The following is a 16100-nucleotide window of genomic DNA, read 5'->3' on the forward strand; positions in this document are numbered from 1 at the left end:
CTTAAAATGCGCTTGCTTTTAATTCTAATCCTATTTTTTCTTCTAATCCAAACATCAAATTCATATTATGAATAGCTTGACCAGAAGCTCCTTTTATTAAATTATCAATTACCGATGTAATTAATAACATACCGTCTTTTTTAGTAATATGAAGAATACATTTATTTGTATTTATCACTTGTTTCAGATGAATTTCGGAATCTGATACTATTGTGAATTTTGCATCTTTATAATACGATATATAAAGTTCTTTTGCCTCTTCTTCAGAACCATTGTACTTAGTATACATTGTAGCATAAATTCCTTTACTAAAATTCCCTCTATTAGGAATAAAGAAAATAGGAGATTTGAAACTGGTTTGTAATTCTTTTACACTCTGATGAATTTCATCCAGATGCTGATGTGTAAAAACCTTATAACTAGAGAAATTATTATCTCTCCAACTAAAGTGTGTTGTACCACCAGGCATTACTCCTGCTCCAGTACTTCCTGTAGTTGCATTCACATGAACTGTATCTATCAACATTTTCGAAGATGCTAATGGCAATAATCCTAACTGAATTGCCGTTGCGAAACATCCTGGATTAGCAATATGTTGAGCAGACTTAATCTTTTCCTTTTGTAATTCTGGTAAACCATATATAAAATCTCTTCCTTTAAATTTATGATCATTCTCTAATCTAAAATCATTTCCTAAGTCTATAATTTTAGTAGTCTTTGAGAAAGTGTTTGTTTCTAAAAATGCTTTTGATCTACCATGTCCTAGACATAAAAACAGAACATCTACATCTGGATTAATCATATCTGTAAACGAAAGGTTTATGTCTCCCAACAAATCAACATGTTGCTTACTAATAGCAACACCTGCATTCGTAGTACTGTATACAAAATCTAACTCTACTTGTGGATGATTAACTAATAACCTTAATAATTCTCCAGCTGTATATCCCGAGCCACCTATGATTCCTGCTTTTATCATAATTCGCTTGGGTTTACATTATGATATATCTTATTTGCATTACCATAAATTTTGATAAAACCTTTAGCATCATCCGAAGTCCATGAATTGTTCATTTCGCCGTATTGACCGAAATCTGATTTCATCATATCGAATTCTGATTCGATTCCTACCAATGTAAAATGATATGGTTTCAACTTTACCATTACATCACCTGTTACTGATTTTTGAGAATCGTCTAGGAATACCTCGATATTTCTCATCACAGGATCCAGATAATTACCTTCATGCAACAGCATACCGTACCAATTTGCTAATTGCTCTTTCCAATATTGTTGCCACTTAGTTAACACATGTTTTTCTAATAAATGGTGAGCTTTTATAATTACTAAAGGTGCTGCTGCTTCAAATCCAACTCTTCCTTTTATTCCTATAATAGTATCTCCTACATGAATATCTCTACCGATAGCAAAGGAGCTTGCCAGTTCTTCCAATTTCTGAATGTTTTTTACAGGAGTGTCCTTGATTCCATCTAAACCAATTAACTCGCCTTGTTCAAAATTCAATGTAATTGTTTCTTCCTTCTCTTTTTGAAGTTGGCTTGGATAGGCATCTTCTGGCAAAGCATTATGCGATGTTAAAGTTTCTTTTCCCCCTACACTCGTCCCCCAAATACCTTTATTAATAGAATATTGTGCTTTTTCCCAACTGTAATCCACTCCATGTTTTTTAAGAAACTCAACTTCTGCTTGTCTAGATAATTTTAAATCTCTTATTGGAGTAATAATTTCAATTTCGGGAGCCAACGTTTGGAAAATCACATCAAATCTAATTTGATCATTACCTGCACCAGTACTTCCGTGTGCGATATATTTTGCTCCAACCTTTTTAGCATAATTAATTACCTCTATAGCCTGAAAGATTCTTTCTGCACTTACAGATAATGGATATGTATTATTCTTTAAGACATTACCAAAAATTAGATATTTAATCGCTTTCTGATAAAATTCATTTAATATTGTTTTATTCACATGAGAACTACTTCCCAATTCATAAGCTCTTTTTTCTGTTTCTACTAATTCTTCATCAGAAAATCCACCTGTATTTATCAATATAGTATGAACTTCCAATTCCTTTTCGTGAATTAAATATTTTACACAATATGAGGTATCCAAACCTCCACTATATGCTACTACTACTTTTTCCATAACAACAATTGTTTATTGCTTGTTAGCATTGTTTGTTTTATTTTTTTTAATCTTTTCAATACTTTTTTATCGTACCACTTTTCTTTTTTCCTAATTTCAGTTGAAGGATCATACAACATACCAGTACATAAACACATTTTATGTTCTTTAGATTTTAAAATGTCATAATTTGTACACGTTTTACATCCTGCCCAAAACTTAGGATCATCTGTTAATTCTGAAAACGTAACTGGCTTATACCCTAAATCTGAATTTATTTTCATTACAGCCAACCCTGTAGTAATTCCGAAAACTTTAGAATCGGGATACTTTTTTAAAGAGTAATTAAAAGTAAACTCTTTAATTCTTTTGGCTAATCCTTGATTTCTATAATCCGGATGCACTATAAGACCAGAATGGGCTACATATTTTTCATGACCCCAAACTTCTATATAACAGAAACCTGCAAACGCTCCATTATATAATGCTATAATTGCATTCCCATTTCTAATTTTGGTCTTTATATATTCAGGAGTACGCTTAGCTATACCAGTTCCTCTTACTTTTGCAGAGTCCGATATAACCATACATATTTCTCTAGCATATGCAAGATGTTCTTTTGTAGCTATAACAATTTCTATCTGTTTCATCAGTTCATTTCTGTTACCTTATTCAGGATCCGATGTTATTTATTAAGCTAAACTTATTGACTATAAACACTGATCCATTGTGCATGAATTTCGTTTATCAAAAAGTTTAAATAATTAAAAATTTAATGGCGTTATTCCTAGAAAGATTCAAGCTTAGTTACATTAAAAATCAATGGATATAGAAATATACTTTTGAAAATAATTGCAACTAAATCAAGAATGGAATATTTTTTAGGGAAACAGGACGCACCTATTTCAGAATAATTTTAAACCCCCAAGGGGCGACGAAAGCAGCGTGTAGATATAATGTTATTACCTAATCTGTTCAATAATTGAACTTTAACCTCTGTAAAAATAAAATTTGCCGTTTTCATAATAGTAACTCTAAATCGTCGGCCTTGGCCCCTTTCGTTAACTAGATAGTACAATATTACATAAAAAAAGTCTTTACATATAAACTAAAGACAAACAATCTTGTAAAATTATGACTTTCGTAAAAACCAAACTACAATTTAATAAAATACTTAAATAAATGATATAAAAATTATATTTAATTAATTAAAAACCAAGTTAGCAATGTATATGAAATAATGTTTTTCGCTATATTTAACTGTAAAAAGAATAACTAGCAAAAAATTAAGTCATATTATTATCATTCATACAGTTAATATATCATAATTACACTTTAAAAAACACTCTTTTCATGAATCACTTTTTATAGTACCTAAAAGATGTAAGATGTGTATTTGATTAAAAAAATATAACTTTTTTGAACTTTCTTAATCTTTTTAACATATAAATTTTGTGAAAATAAAAAAAAACTATACTTTTGGTTAACCAGATTGGTCAACCAGTTAAAATCAAACCCAGTATATGAGTGTGAAAATAGAAAAGGATGTGGAGGTTATATCCAGTCCTAAAAAAGGTTCCGAAGAAGTAATTATCTCTAAAATTAGGGAATTAATTGTTTCCAAGCAACTTGAACCTGGTGATAAGCTTCCCGCGGAACGAATTCTGGCTGAAAACTTAGGAGTAAGCAGAAATCAATTACGTCAAGCTATTCAAAGGTTAGAATTCTATGGATTGGTTAAAAAATACCCTCAAAGTGGAACAAGAGTATCAAATATAGGTGTGACCGCACTTAATGGAATGATGACCGATATTTTACAATTACAGGAACCTGATTTTAAATCTTTAGTAGAAACAAGATTGATACTAGAAACAAATGCTGTAAGATTAGCAGCGACAAGGAGATCAGATGAACATATACGTCAAATACAAGCCGCACATGAGGCTTATAGTGAAAAAGCTATCAACGGCTTGAATGCGGTAGAAGAAGATTTAATGTTTCATCTTAAACTATCAGAGGCAAGCGGCAATAGTGTGATTAACTCCTTAATGTTAGTAATCACACCAGAAATTATTACTCGCTTTGTAGCTAATAAAGTTTGTGATAAAGATGAAAACCATTTATTAATAAAAGAACACCAATCAATTATTGATGCTATAATCGACAAAGACCCCGATAGAGCTGTTACAAAACTTGAAGAACATTTTAAAGATCTTTACAGATTTTGTTATGATTAAGAATATCAAAGAAGGGAAATAATTCTAACACAAATCAAATATGTAACAAATCACAAAAATAAAAAAAAGGGACAGCTACCACACTAATCCCTTTATTTTCGAAATTTTACTTAGTTTAAAAAGTAAAATCATTACTATAATTACTTATAGATAGATTAAAACAAAGATATAAAAAATAGATAAACGTTCTTCGATTTATCAATTTTTAATGATTTGTTTTGAAATAGGTAATTACATAATTTAAGTTTTGCTTTTTAATATCAAAAAATGATCAATTAGTTGTTTAAACTAAAGCATTTAAAAACAAAAATAATTACTTATGTATTTTAAAAAGATTATAACGATCATCCTGATTGTTCTATATCATTGTACAATGCTTGCTCAAGATAGCATTACATTAGAAGGGATAGTTACTTCTCAGGAAGATGGAATACCTATACCAGGGGTAAATGTGTTGATATTAAAGTCAAATTCTGGAACTACTACTGACTTTGATGGACGTTACCAACTTAACGTAAATAAAGGCGATATTGTTTCGTTTTCATTTACTGGAAAGAAAACAATAACCATAGCTATTGACAATCAAACCAAAATTGATGTTGCTCTTGAAGAAGAAGCTTCTGAACTTGAACAGGTCGTAGTTATTGGTTATGGGGTTCAGAAAAAATCTAGTTTAACAGCTTCTGTCTCTAGGTTAGAAAACAAAAACCTTGATGAATTACCATATTCTGATGTAGCCAATAGCATTAAAGGAAAAATTGCTGGAGTTCAAATAAGAAATACTTCAGGAAATGTAGGGGAAGAAGAAGAAATAATTATTAGAGGTATTGGTTCTATCAGTCTTAGTTCTGCCCCATTAGTAGTCGTTGATGGATTTGCGTTTGATGATGGATTACAATTTATAAATCCTAGTACAATAGAATCTATTGAAGTATTAAAAGATGCAAGTTCTACTGCTATTTATGGATCCAGAGGTGCAAACGGAGTGATACTTGTAACTACTAAAGAAGGTAAATCACAAAAAACTTCGTATGAATTTAAAACCTTGACCGGTTTCAAACAAGCTGCTTTAGAAATTGATTTAATAGATGCTATAGAATATTCTGATTTAGATAGAGATAGAGATCAACTAGTAGAAAACTTTATTGCTGCTCGCGATGGAAGAGACCCTCTTTTAATTAATTATACAGGTACTGAAGTAGGTAAAAGAACAATTGCTCAAAATATCGGTGGCCCAACAAACTGGACCGATGAAGCATTAAGAAATGCTGCTAGAATAAGTAATTATTCATTAAATGTTTATGGTGGAGGTGCAAAAACAAATTATTTAATTTCTGGTAATTATATTTTAGATGAAGGATTGAGAAAAGATAACGATTTAGAAAGATTAAATTTATCAGCTAGAATTAAATCGAAATTATCTGATAACCTAAGTTTTGATTTAAAAATAAATCCTTCGTATACGCTTACAAGAAGATCGGCCATTAACTTTACCGATACTGGAAGATATGAGTCTTGGATTCCTGTTAGACATAATGATTATACTTCTAATTTAACGGGAGAGCCTGTGGGAAGTTATGCACATGCCATTCACTTTACCAATTTAAATTTCGATTTTATCGACCGTAATACTGGAGAGGTAAGAAATACTGGGAACTTAGAAAATCTTTGGTCTTCTGGGAATTTTAATCCTATTTCTAGACAAGAATCTGCAAGAAGAAATCGTTTTGAATATAGAATGCTAGCTAATGGTTCTGTTAAATGGAAAATTGCTAAAGGACTTACTCTTAAATCATCAATTGGCGGGTATGTAAGATACAGAACAGCTGAAGAATTTTTTGGATCTGACGGCGATCGAGACGGGGAAACTGAAGGTGTATTGGCTGATCAGCTTACGGTAAAGTATATTAATGAAAATACCTTGAGTTATAATAGAAATTTTAATGGTCATGACATAGGTTTATTAGCTGGTATCACTTATGAAAACACCTCTGAACGCTTAACTGATATTACGGTATTTAATTTTGACGATGAAAACATTACTACGCTTAATGGAGGGTCTATTATAGATCTTGATCAAACCCAAACATTAAAAGATGAAACTATTTTATCTTCGTATTTAGCAAGAATAAATTATGCCTATAAAGATCGCTATTTAATTTCATTAGCAGGAAGAGCAGACGGTTTTAATAAATTTGGTAACAATAATAAATATGGATATTTCCCATCGATATCAATAGGATGGAATGTAGCCAATGAAAATTTCTGGAAAAATAGTATTGGTAATACTGTTAACAATTTGAAATTAAGATCAAGTTGGGGTATTTCTGGTGCTGCGCCTCCATTATTTGATTTTTTATCACAAACCTTAGTAGATTTTGGAAATTATAGTTTAGGTAATGGCGGAGTTACTACCGGACAAGGAGAAGTTGGTATATTACAAGGAAATCCAGATATTACTTGGGAGACCAATACAGAATTCAATAATGGTATTGATATTGGATTCTTTAGTGGTGCCCTTAGTATTACAGCTGATTACTATTATAAGTTATCAGAAAAGTTACTATTGAGACAACAGATATCTAACGCTACTGGTTTTGATGAACAATGGAACAATATTGGTAAAATCGAAAATAAAGGTTGGGAACTTGATATTTCTACAAATATTGGAAGAGGAAAAGTAAAATGGACATCCAGTGCGAACATTTCCGTAAATGAGAATAAATTAATTTCATTTGGTGGATCTGAGCAAGTTATTACTAATGGAGAACGTACAGATCAGTACATTACTCGTGTAGGAGACCCTTATATTCAATTTTTTGGATTCAGAACTGATGGAATTTTTAATAACCAAGAAGAACTAGATAACAGTCCTACAGGTAATGCCGATGTTGTAGGTGGTCTTAAGAGAATTGATGTTAACGGTGATGGAGTTATTGATGCAGATGATAGAACGGTAATTGGTGATCCATTCCCAGATTTCATATATGGGTTCACAAATAATATTACCTATGGTAACTTAGACCTAAATTTTTCTTTTCAAGGATCTCAAGGAGGTGAAGTAGTTTGGGGAGAAGCTTTCTATAACGAAATACAACGATATAGCAGGGTTTATGCCGAAGGTCAATTTTTTAATGAAAATATTGACGCAACCAATCCAGGTATAAGAACTGGTATCGAATATTTATCAACTGATTTTGCTGTTCAAGATGCCTCATATATTTCTTTAAGAGAAGTAGTACTAGGATACTCTATTCCTAATACAGCAATACAAAAAATAGGTTTAGAAAAAATGAGAATCTATTTTTCTGGCCAAAATTTATGGTACAGCGCTGCTAATGACTATTTAGGAAATAATCCAGAAGGTATCACAAATCGAAATAATGTACTAATAAGAGGATATCAAAGAGGTGTAACACCTATACAAAGGCAATTTGCAATGGGTGTAGATATAAACTTTTAATAAAGTAATTTTTAAATCAATTAACTAAGATAAAATTCTTTATGTAATTGACTTTTAGAACAACACATATATACAATGAAACATATTTTTAAATTCCGAAATAGAAACATAAATCTTAAGATTTGCGTGCTGTTTACTATTACATTGTTTACGTTATCTTGTGACTTAGATGAAGAAGTGATTTCTTTTAGAACTGATTCTAATTTCTATGCTAATCAGGATGAATTAAACCGAGGAGTAATAGCTACGTATTCAGGGCTATACGAAGTGCTAGAAGCAGAATGGAGTGTTACCGAACAACGCAGTGACAATACATTTACTGATCCTGATGCTTCTCCTGAATCTAATTTTCAAAACTTTACGCTTGACAGATATCAGGTAGAAACAAATAATACACTAAACCAAGAATATTATGCTGCTTCTTATAAGGCAATAGCCCTAGCCAATAGAGTTATTGCAAACCTAGATGTTGCAGAAGATGAAAGTTTGCGAAACCAATATGAGGGCGAAGCTAAATTCATAAGAGCTTTATTACACTTCAATCTTACTCGATTGTATGGTAGTATTATTATTTCTGATCAAATTGTTATTGGAGAAGAAGGACTACTATTAGCTAGACAGGCACAAACCGAGGTATATGACTTTATCATACAAGATCTATTAGATGCTGTAGCGTTTTTACCAGATTCCTATGATGAATCAGAGTTTGGAAGAGCTACTAGTATTGCTGCAAGAACGATACTAGGTAAAGTATATTTAACATCGCCAGAAAGAGATCTAGAAGCAGCCATTACACAATTAGAGTATGTAAGAGACCAAAGTGATCGAGATTTAGTCAATAATTATGATCTATTATTTGATGAGAACAATGAAATCAATGAAGAGGTTATATTTTCTGTTCGTTATGAAACAGGGTTGATTGGTTTAGGATCCATATTCCCAAATCTATTCGCTCCTGTTCGTAGTACTGGATCTATATTAGGAGTATTTGGAGACGGAGATGGTCGTAATATTCCTTCAGAAGATATGTCTAATGCTTATGAGGTAGGCGATGTTAGAAAAGCAAGCTCTATGGCAGATGGCTTTACCATAGAAAATGACGATGGTCCAGAAGATGATGAATTTAGATTAGATAAATATGTCTTGAAATATAATCCTACATCTGCATCCGCTGTAGAAGATGGACCCGTGGACTTTCCTGTAACAAGATATGCCGATGTACTCTTAATGTTATCAGAAGCATATGTTGATGCTAGAGGAATTTCGGAAGCACTAACAGAGTTTAATAAGGTTCGTGTACGTGCTGACCTAGAGCCTTTAACAGAAGCAGACACTCCTTCTTCATTTGCTTTTAGACTAGCATTAGAACAAGAACGTCGTGTGGAGTTTGCTTTCGAAAATCATAGATTATTTGATTTATTAAGAACTGGAAGAACATTGGCAGTACTGAATGCACACTTTAATACAGAGTTTGCATATAATGATCCAGACAATCCAGATCGCGGTGCTGGACCCATAGCTAATTTTCAATTATTACTACCAATACCACAAAGAGAAATTGACAACAATCCTAATTTAGCTCAAAACATAGGTTATTAATGTCTAAAACTAAACAACATATCATTCCTAGAATACTATCAATCTTTCTATTTTTTATTGGATGTATTGGTTATGCTAACGAGATTAAAGTAGCTAATATTGATGAATTCAATACCGCTATGAAATCTATAAAAGCTGGTGATCATATCATATTAAAAAATGGAGAATGGAAAGATGTCAAATTAGTAATAAAAGGTCAAGGAACTTCAGAAAATCCAATTATAATTGAAGCTGAAGAATCCGGTAAGGTATTCATTACCGGGGATTCCAATTTAAAAATGGCAGGATCTCATTTAATAGTTAAAGGTTTATGGTTTAAGAATGGTTTTACTTCTGGTAAGTCTGTGATTTCTTTTAGAGTAAATTCAAAAGAATTTGCAACACACTCTAGATTAACCGATTGTGCTATTACGTATTACAATCCAGATTCTAAAGCAACAGATTCTAAGTGGGTAAGCGTTTGGGGCAAAAACAACAGATTAGATCATAATTATTTTTCAGGCAAAACTAATTCTGGCACTACCCTGGTAGTTTGGTTAAAAGGAGAAGAACATATCCAAAATAATCATAGAATTGATCACAATTATTTCGGAGAAAGACCTTCTTTAGGATTTAATGGTGGTGAAACAATCAGAATTGGAACGAGTAAAAATTCATTATTATCATCCAGAACTATTGTAGAGGATAATGTTTTTGAAAAATGTAATGGAGAATTAGAAATCATTTCTAATAAATCTTGTGATAACGTTTACCGTAACAACCTTTTTCTAGAAAGTGAAGGTGTACTGACTTTGAGACATGGGAATAGGTGTTTGATAGAAAGTAATGTTTTCATAGGAAATCAAAAGCCAAACACCGGAGGCATTAGAGTAATAAATGCTGGTCATGTTGTTAGAAATAATTTGATGATGAATTTAACTGGAGATGGTTTTAGAGGTCCGATTGTAGTCATGAATGGTGTACCTAATAGTCCTGCTAACAGATATCATCGAGTAAAGGATGTTAACATTCAGAACAATACCATTATTAATTGTTCACCTATTCAGTTTTGTGCTGGAAGTGATAAGGAAAGATCATTAGCTCCAATAAATACTGTTTTCGCTAACAATCTAATTTTCAATGACGAAAATGGTGATATTGCAACAGTACATGATAAACTAGATGGGATTAAATTCTATGGAAATATTCTTGATTCCGAAAAAAGTTTTAATCAATCAGGTTTTTCAAAGGTAAAAGTCAACTGGGATACTTTAGATGACATTCTTTATATACCCAAAGTTACTAATGAAGAGTTAATCAAAAATTCTAAATCTGAAAACAAATCACCTAAGCTTGATATTACTGGAGCTAAGAGAAATACTTTTATTGCCGGAGCATATAATCCTGGTAATAATAAACTTCCCAAGGCACTTATTTTAAAAAGTGGTACTTCTTGGGATTCAAAAGTAACACCTCAGAAAACAATAATAGAACCTGAAATTATTGAAGTAGAACCTGGTATAGGGACCTTACGTAAAGCACTAAAAAAAGCTTCTTCAGGCAGTACCCTTAAACTTAAATCAGGAGAATACATTTTAGAAAAAGGGATAAAAATTCCGTCTAGTGTTACTATCCAAGGAAACTCTAAAGACAAAAAACCTTTATTAAAAGTAAAAGAAGGCTTAGAAAAAAACCCGACTTATTTCTTTAGAGTTGAAAGAGGCAATACCTTACGATTAAATAATCTTGAAATATCAGGAGACTTAAGTACCCCAATAAAATATGCAGTAGTCTCTCCTGATAAGGGTATATCTGAAGCTTATTCTGTATTTATTGATAATTGTCATATTCATGGCTTCAAAAACAAAAAAGGTGGAAGCATATACAAAGCCTATAAAGGAACCTTTGCTGACACTGTTAGTATTGTAAATTCCAGAATTGAAAATGCTTATAGAGGAATTAATTTATCTGAAGAAAAAGATGATAACGGAAAATACAGTGCTCAAGTATTACATATTGATAATACAATTTTTAAGGATATCGATCAATGGGCTGTAAATTATTATCGAGGTGGAACTGATGAGTCAACTTTAGGTGGAAAACTTATAATTGATAATTCTGTATTCAGCAATGTAGGTAATACAGAAAAGGGTACGGTAATTAGGAATAAAGGTATCGTATCTGTTGAGATTCATAATTCAGTATTTGAAAAAAGCTATAAAGTTGTGAATCCTGTGAATCTAAAAGGAAACAAAAATAGTATTAGTAACTGTGTCATTTTTGACTGTGGTACAGTAGAAATAACAAAAGGAGCATCTTCTAAAGATGTGATGTATAAAAACCCAAAATGGGAAGATAAAAACAATTTCATTCCAAGTGAGAAATCACCGTTACTTAAAACACAACGTATCGGATTGAAGTCGGTAGCAATAAAACAAAATTAACACCATAGAATTATGAAAAATTATGAAGCATCTTTCAAGAGAATCTTAGCTGGGCTATTGGTTTTCTGTTTAATGTTGATATTTGTAATATCCTCATCCTGTGATGCGGATATAGAAGTGGATCAGACCGTTGAAGAAATAGAATCCGCAACTCCAATAATCTCTAGTTTTTCTCCACCAAGTGCAGAAATACTTGAAGATGTACTTGTAGAAGGAGAGTTTTTACAATTCGTAGATAGAGCAACTATTGGTGGTATTCCTACCGAAATTAAAAGTAAGATTAGTGATACTCAAATTTTACTTAGAGTTGACCCTGCTGTTGTTTCAGGACAAATTGTACTTATTAATGATTTAAGTAGACAAGGTGCAGAAAACTTAGAGTTTACAGCTACCTCAACAGAAAGTTTAACTGTATCATATCCTGTACCCTCTGTAGAAAGTACAATACCAAGTGAAGCTACGGCAAATGACTTATTAATTATAGAAGGTGCTAATCTTGGTGTAGTATCGAGCGTTACATTTGGGGGAGTTGCTGGTGTGATATCTTTCCAAGAAAGCGGTGTGATTGTAGTAACAGTTCCAAACCCAGGAACTTTAGACCCTGTTTCTGTAAATCTAACGTATAACAGTAATAGTGGAGAAATCTCACAAGAGTTAAGCTCTTCTTTTCTAGTTAACATTCCTACTCCTGAACCTAGTAATGTCCCTAGAATAATGACAAGAGATAATGTTGTAACAATCGTTGGAAACAATATAAACTTCACAACATCTGTGACCGTAGATGGTACTGAAGCAGTTATTACCACCACCACCACTGAATTAACCTTTATGGTGCCTGCAGATGTCCAAACTGGTATTACCGAAGTTATCATTACGGATACAGAAATGCGTCAAACCGTATTTAATATACCTTATATTAATGGACCATATTATGAATATTATGATTTTGACAGCAAAGCTCTGCAAACTGTAAGAGATAATAAAAATGATCCTACAGAAGTTGTATTATCCATTGGAGAAGAAGAATCAGAACAACCAAGGTTCACTGGAATGACGGAACCTTTCGGAAGTAGATATTTACATTTAGATTATCCAAAAGCAACCACTAGTACCTTAGCATCAATTTATTGTTATGATTTTAGTGATGATTTTGGTACCGAAGAAATGGGAGAAGAATCAGCCGCTTTATTAGATCCTGCAGGTAGATTTGGTGGTGATCCTGTTTTACATTTTTGGATGAGAATCAATGGTGCAAATTGTAGAACAAAGATTTATCTAGGAACTTCAAGCGCTCAGCGTAGAGAATCTAATGGACCACTTTTAGATACGGCAGGAGAATGGGTTTTAGTAGCTGTAAGACTTAATGGATTTATGGATAGTGCAGCAGATTTTTCTAGATTTCATTTGCGTCTTACTGCAGGTAGTTCTTCAGATAATATACCTAGATCAGCCGACTACGATTGGATAATTGTGACAGATAGAGTATTAACAGAGTTTGGAGCTGTAGATTACTCAGCAGCTTCTATTACAGATGAGACTAACTGGAAAGATCAAGGTTAAAAAACGATAAATAACAAATCTTATAAAATCATAAATGATCCAATCACCTTTATATACTATTAGATTAAGGTTAGGCACTCTTTGCCTAACCCTAATCCTTAGTGTTTTAAGTTTTGGCTGTAATAAAAAAGAACACCCCGAAGTCAAAACAGAAATCAAAAATCAAAAACCCACACTTTTATTATCTACTTCTGAAGCTAATGAAATTAAAAAATTATTAAGCACAAATGATGTTTTAAAAGTCTCCTTTGAACAGCATAAAGAAAAAGCTGACAAAGCAATACTAAATGGTATTGAGGTGCCTACTCCAAAAGACCCCGGTGGTGGATATACTCATGAAAAACATAAACGTAATTATGGAGAAATGTATGCTGCCGGAATTGCATATACAATTACTGAAGACACGAAATACTCTAAATTTGTAACGAATATGTTATTAGCATATGCTAAAATGTATCCTAATTTACCTCTACATCCCAAAAGCAAAGAAAATCATCCAGCTGGGAAGCTTTTCTGGCAAGGATTAAATGAAAGCGTTTGGTTAGTAAATTCAATACAGGCATATAATCTAGTAAGTGATGTAATTTCTAAAGAAGACAAAACAATAATAGAAGATAATGTTTTTAAGAAAGTAGCAGAATTTATTAGTGTTGATTCTAAAAAAACCTTCAATAAAATACATAATCATGGAACCTGGGCAGTAGCGGGCGTTGGTATGACAGGATATGTTCTCAAAGATCAGGATATGGTTGACCGTGCTCTGTACGGAAGTAATAAAGATAAAGAAACAGGCTTTCTTAAGCAGATAGATATGCTTTTCTCTCCTGAAGGATATTATTCTGAAGGTCCTTATTACCAGCGATATGCTATGATGCCTTTTATGCTTTTCGCTCAAGCAATCCAGATAAATCAACCTGATTTAAAAATCTTCGAATACCGAGATCAATTGTTAGGTAAAGCGGTAACCACAGTATTGCAACTAACTGATGAAAATGGCGCTTTTTTTCCTTTTAATGATGCATTAAAAGAAAAGAACTATTTAACCAGTGAATTGATATTTGCCAGCAATATTGCATACGCCTACTACAAAGATAACTCGCTACTGCCTATTGCTTTAGCACATAAAAAAGTTAGTATATCAGGTGCTGGGCTTGAAGTTGCAAAAGCTTTACAGAGCTTTAAACCAAAACCGTACGAAAAAAAACCATTATTAATTACAGACGGAAAGGATGGAAATGATGGTGCGTTAGCATTGTTACGTATCTCCAACGGTAAAAAAGATAAAAAACTAACAACAGTTTTTAAATTTGCTTCTCAAGGGATGGGCCACGGACATTTTGATAGGCTTTCTCTATTTCTATATGATGGAAAACAAGAAATTTTACAAGACTATGGTGCTGCTAGATTTCTGAATGTAGAATCTAAACAAGGAGGAAGATATTTACCTGAAAATAAAACTTGGGCAAAACAAACGATAGCTCACAATACGGTAACAGTAGATGAAACTTCCCAATTTGGCGCTAATGTAAAAGCATCAAGTAAAGTAAACCCACAATTGCTTTTTTCAAACTTAAAAGACACTAATTTTCAAATTGTTAGTGCCAAAGAAGAGAATGCGTATGAGGGAGTGAAAATGCAAAGAACATTAACTTTAATTAAAAGTCAAACAACCGAAAGGCCTCCTTTTATAATTGATGTATATGCTATTAAATCTAAAGAAACACATCAATATGACCTTAATTTCATGTATCAAGGACAGGTAATGGAAGCTAATTTTGAATATGCAAAAGAACATACATTATCCCCTCTTGGAGTTAAAAACGGGTATCAACATCTATGGAAACTTGCAGAAGGCAAAAGTGGTAACAACTTTGCTACTTTAACTTGGTTAAATCAAAATAGCTTCTACTCTATCTCAAGTTTAATTAACACAGAAAGTAAAATGTTTTTTTCCAGATTGGGAGCTAATGATCCTAATTTTAATCTTAGAAATGATTCCTCTTACATGCTACGAGAAGATGACAAAAAAGATCACGTTTTTGTAAACATTATAGAACCTCACGGTAATTTTGATCCAAAACTCGAATCAGTTCAGAATCCTCATTCTGATGTTAAAAATATTCAATTAATTTTTTCGGATGATGACTATACAATCGTAAAGGTAACTTTCAAAAATAATGAGAACTATACATTAATGATTGTTAATCAAGAACACGATCCTCATAAACAGCACAAAGTCGCTATTGATAATCAAGAATATCAATGGACAGGAAATTATAATTTAAAAACCAACTAAAACTATGGATTACTCTAAGATCAAGAGTGAAGTATTCTTTCAAACGAAAGAAAAACCTTGGGAAGATGCCGCTGAAGGTATAAAACGTCAAATGATAGGCTATGATATAAATATCATGATGGTTAAAGTAGACTTTCAAAAAGGAGCAATAGGCCAAATTCATGATCATTTTCATTCTCAAACTACTTATGTAGAATCGGGAAGCTTTGAAGTTACTATCGGAGAAGAAAAAAAAGTATTAAATACCGGTGATGGTTTTTTTATTCCACCAAACGTGCCTCACGGAGCCATTTGTCTTGAGGCAGGTGTATTAATCGATGTATTTAGCCCAATCCGAGAAGATTTTCTAGATATTTCATTTACGAAGAAATAAAATC

General features: G+C 32.3%; 10 protein-coding genes. 7 read left to right on the plus strand and 3 right to left on the minus strand.

Annotated features, from left to right (window positions below; all coding sequences use genetic code 11):
- Nucleotide 1: 1 nt before the first annotated feature.
- Genes argC through Q0921_RS10375 form a run of 3 tightly spaced genes read right to left on the minus strand, consistent with a single transcriptional unit; the run spans nucleotide 2 to nucleotide 2795 of the window.
- Complete coding sequence (gene argC, locus Q0921_RS10365) at nucleotides 2-979, minus strand: N-acetyl-gamma-glutamyl-phosphate reductase (protein ID WP_299256469.1); 978 nt, start codon at nucleotides 977-979, stop codon at nucleotides 2-4.
- Nucleotides 976-2166, minus strand: a complete 1191-nt coding sequence (locus Q0921_RS10370; RefSeq protein ID WP_299256471.1) for an argininosuccinate synthase domain-containing protein — start codon at nucleotides 2164-2166, stop codon at nucleotides 976-978. Before Q0921_RS10370 ends, argC begins: the two co-directional genes overlap by 4 nt.
- Complete coding sequence (locus Q0921_RS10375; RefSeq protein ID WP_299256473.1) at nucleotides 2154-2795, minus strand: GNAT family N-acetyltransferase; 642 nt, start codon at nucleotides 2793-2795, stop codon at nucleotides 2154-2156. The genes Q0921_RS10370 and Q0921_RS10375 overlap by 13 nt, the downstream gene beginning before the upstream one ends.
- A gap of 897 nt (nucleotides 2796-3692) precedes the next feature.
- Between Q0921_RS10375 and Q0921_RS10380 the strand changes: the two genes are divergently transcribed.
- From Q0921_RS10380 to Q0921_RS10410, 7 genes are all read left to right on the plus strand, one after another.
- Nucleotides 3693-4382, plus strand: coding sequence for a FadR/GntR family transcriptional regulator (locus tag Q0921_RS10380; protein WP_299256475.1), 690 nt, complete (start codon nucleotides 3693-3695; stop codon nucleotides 4380-4382).
- A 319-nt stretch (nucleotides 4383-4701) separates the two neighbouring features.
- Complete coding sequence (locus Q0921_RS10385; protein WP_299256477.1) at nucleotides 4702-7845, plus strand: SusC/RagA family TonB-linked outer membrane protein; 3144 nt, start codon at nucleotides 4702-4704, stop codon at nucleotides 7843-7845.
- A gap of 75 nt (nucleotides 7846-7920) precedes the next feature.
- Nucleotides 7921-9444: a RagB/SusD family nutrient uptake outer membrane protein gene (locus tag Q0921_RS10390; protein WP_299256479.1), complete on the plus strand. Its 1524-nt coding sequence runs from the start codon at nucleotides 7921-7923 to the stop codon at nucleotides 9442-9444.
- Nucleotides 9444-11867, plus strand: a complete 2424-nt coding sequence (locus tag Q0921_RS10395; protein WP_299256481.1) for a polysaccharide lyase 6 family protein — start codon at nucleotides 9444-9446, stop codon at nucleotides 11865-11867. Before Q0921_RS10390 ends, Q0921_RS10395 begins: the two co-directional genes overlap by 1 nt.
- A gap of 12 nt (nucleotides 11868-11879) precedes the next feature.
- Nucleotides 11880-13427 (plus strand): IPT/TIG domain-containing protein, encoded by a 1548-nt coding sequence (locus Q0921_RS10400; RefSeq protein ID WP_299256483.1) that lies wholly within the window; start codon nucleotides 11880-11882, stop codon nucleotides 13425-13427.
- Between the two features lie 34 nt (nucleotides 13428-13461).
- Nucleotides 13462-15723: a heparinase II/III family protein gene (locus Q0921_RS10405; RefSeq protein ID WP_299256485.1), complete on the plus strand. Its 2262-nt coding sequence runs from the start codon at nucleotides 13462-13464 to the stop codon at nucleotides 15721-15723.
- 4 nt (nucleotides 15724-15727) lie between these two features.
- Nucleotides 15728-16096, plus strand: a complete 369-nt coding sequence (locus Q0921_RS10410) for a cupin domain-containing protein (protein WP_299256487.1) — start codon at nucleotides 15728-15730, stop codon at nucleotides 16094-16096.
- The last annotated feature ends 4 nt before the right edge of the window (nucleotides 16097-16100 follow it).

This window comes from uncultured Aquimarina sp., from assembly GCF_947496855.1.
GTDB lineage: Bacteria > Bacteroidota > Bacteroidia > Flavobacteriales > Flavobacteriaceae > Aquimarina.

What these genes read in the sequence shown, in the direction of transcription:
- argC (WP_299256469.1), bottom strand. Translation starts at nt 979, where the DNA reads ATGATAAAAGCAGGAATCATAGGTGGCTCGGGATATACAGCTGGAGAA.
- Q0921_RS10370 (WP_299256471.1), bottom strand. Translation starts at nt 2,166, where the DNA reads ATGGAAAAAGTAGTAGTAGCATATAGTGGAGGTTTGGATACCTCATAT.
- Q0921_RS10375 (WP_299256473.1), bottom strand. Translation starts at nt 2,795, where the DNA reads ATGAAACAGATAGAAATTGTTATAGCTACAAAAGAACATCTTGCATAT.
- Q0921_RS10385 (WP_299256477.1), top strand. Translation starts at nt 4,702, where the DNA reads ATGTATTTTAAAAAGATTATAACGATCATCCTGATTGTTCTATATCAT.
- Q0921_RS10390 (WP_299256479.1), top strand. Translation starts at nt 7,921, where the DNA reads ATGAAACATATTTTTAAATTCCGAAATAGAAACATAAATCTTAAGATT.
- Q0921_RS10395 (WP_299256481.1), top strand. Translation starts at nt 9,444, where the DNA reads ATGTCTAAAACTAAACAACATATCATTCCTAGAATACTATCAATCTTT.
- Q0921_RS10400 (WP_299256483.1), top strand. Translation starts at nt 11,880, where the DNA reads ATGAAAAATTATGAAGCATCTTTCAAGAGAATCTTAGCTGGGCTATTG.
- Q0921_RS10405 (WP_299256485.1), top strand. Translation starts at nt 13,462, where the DNA reads ATGATCCAATCACCTTTATATACTATTAGATTAAGGTTAGGCACTCTT.
- Q0921_RS10410 (WP_299256487.1), top strand. Translation starts at nt 15,728, where the DNA reads ATGGATTACTCTAAGATCAAGAGTGAAGTATTCTTTCAAACGAAAGAA.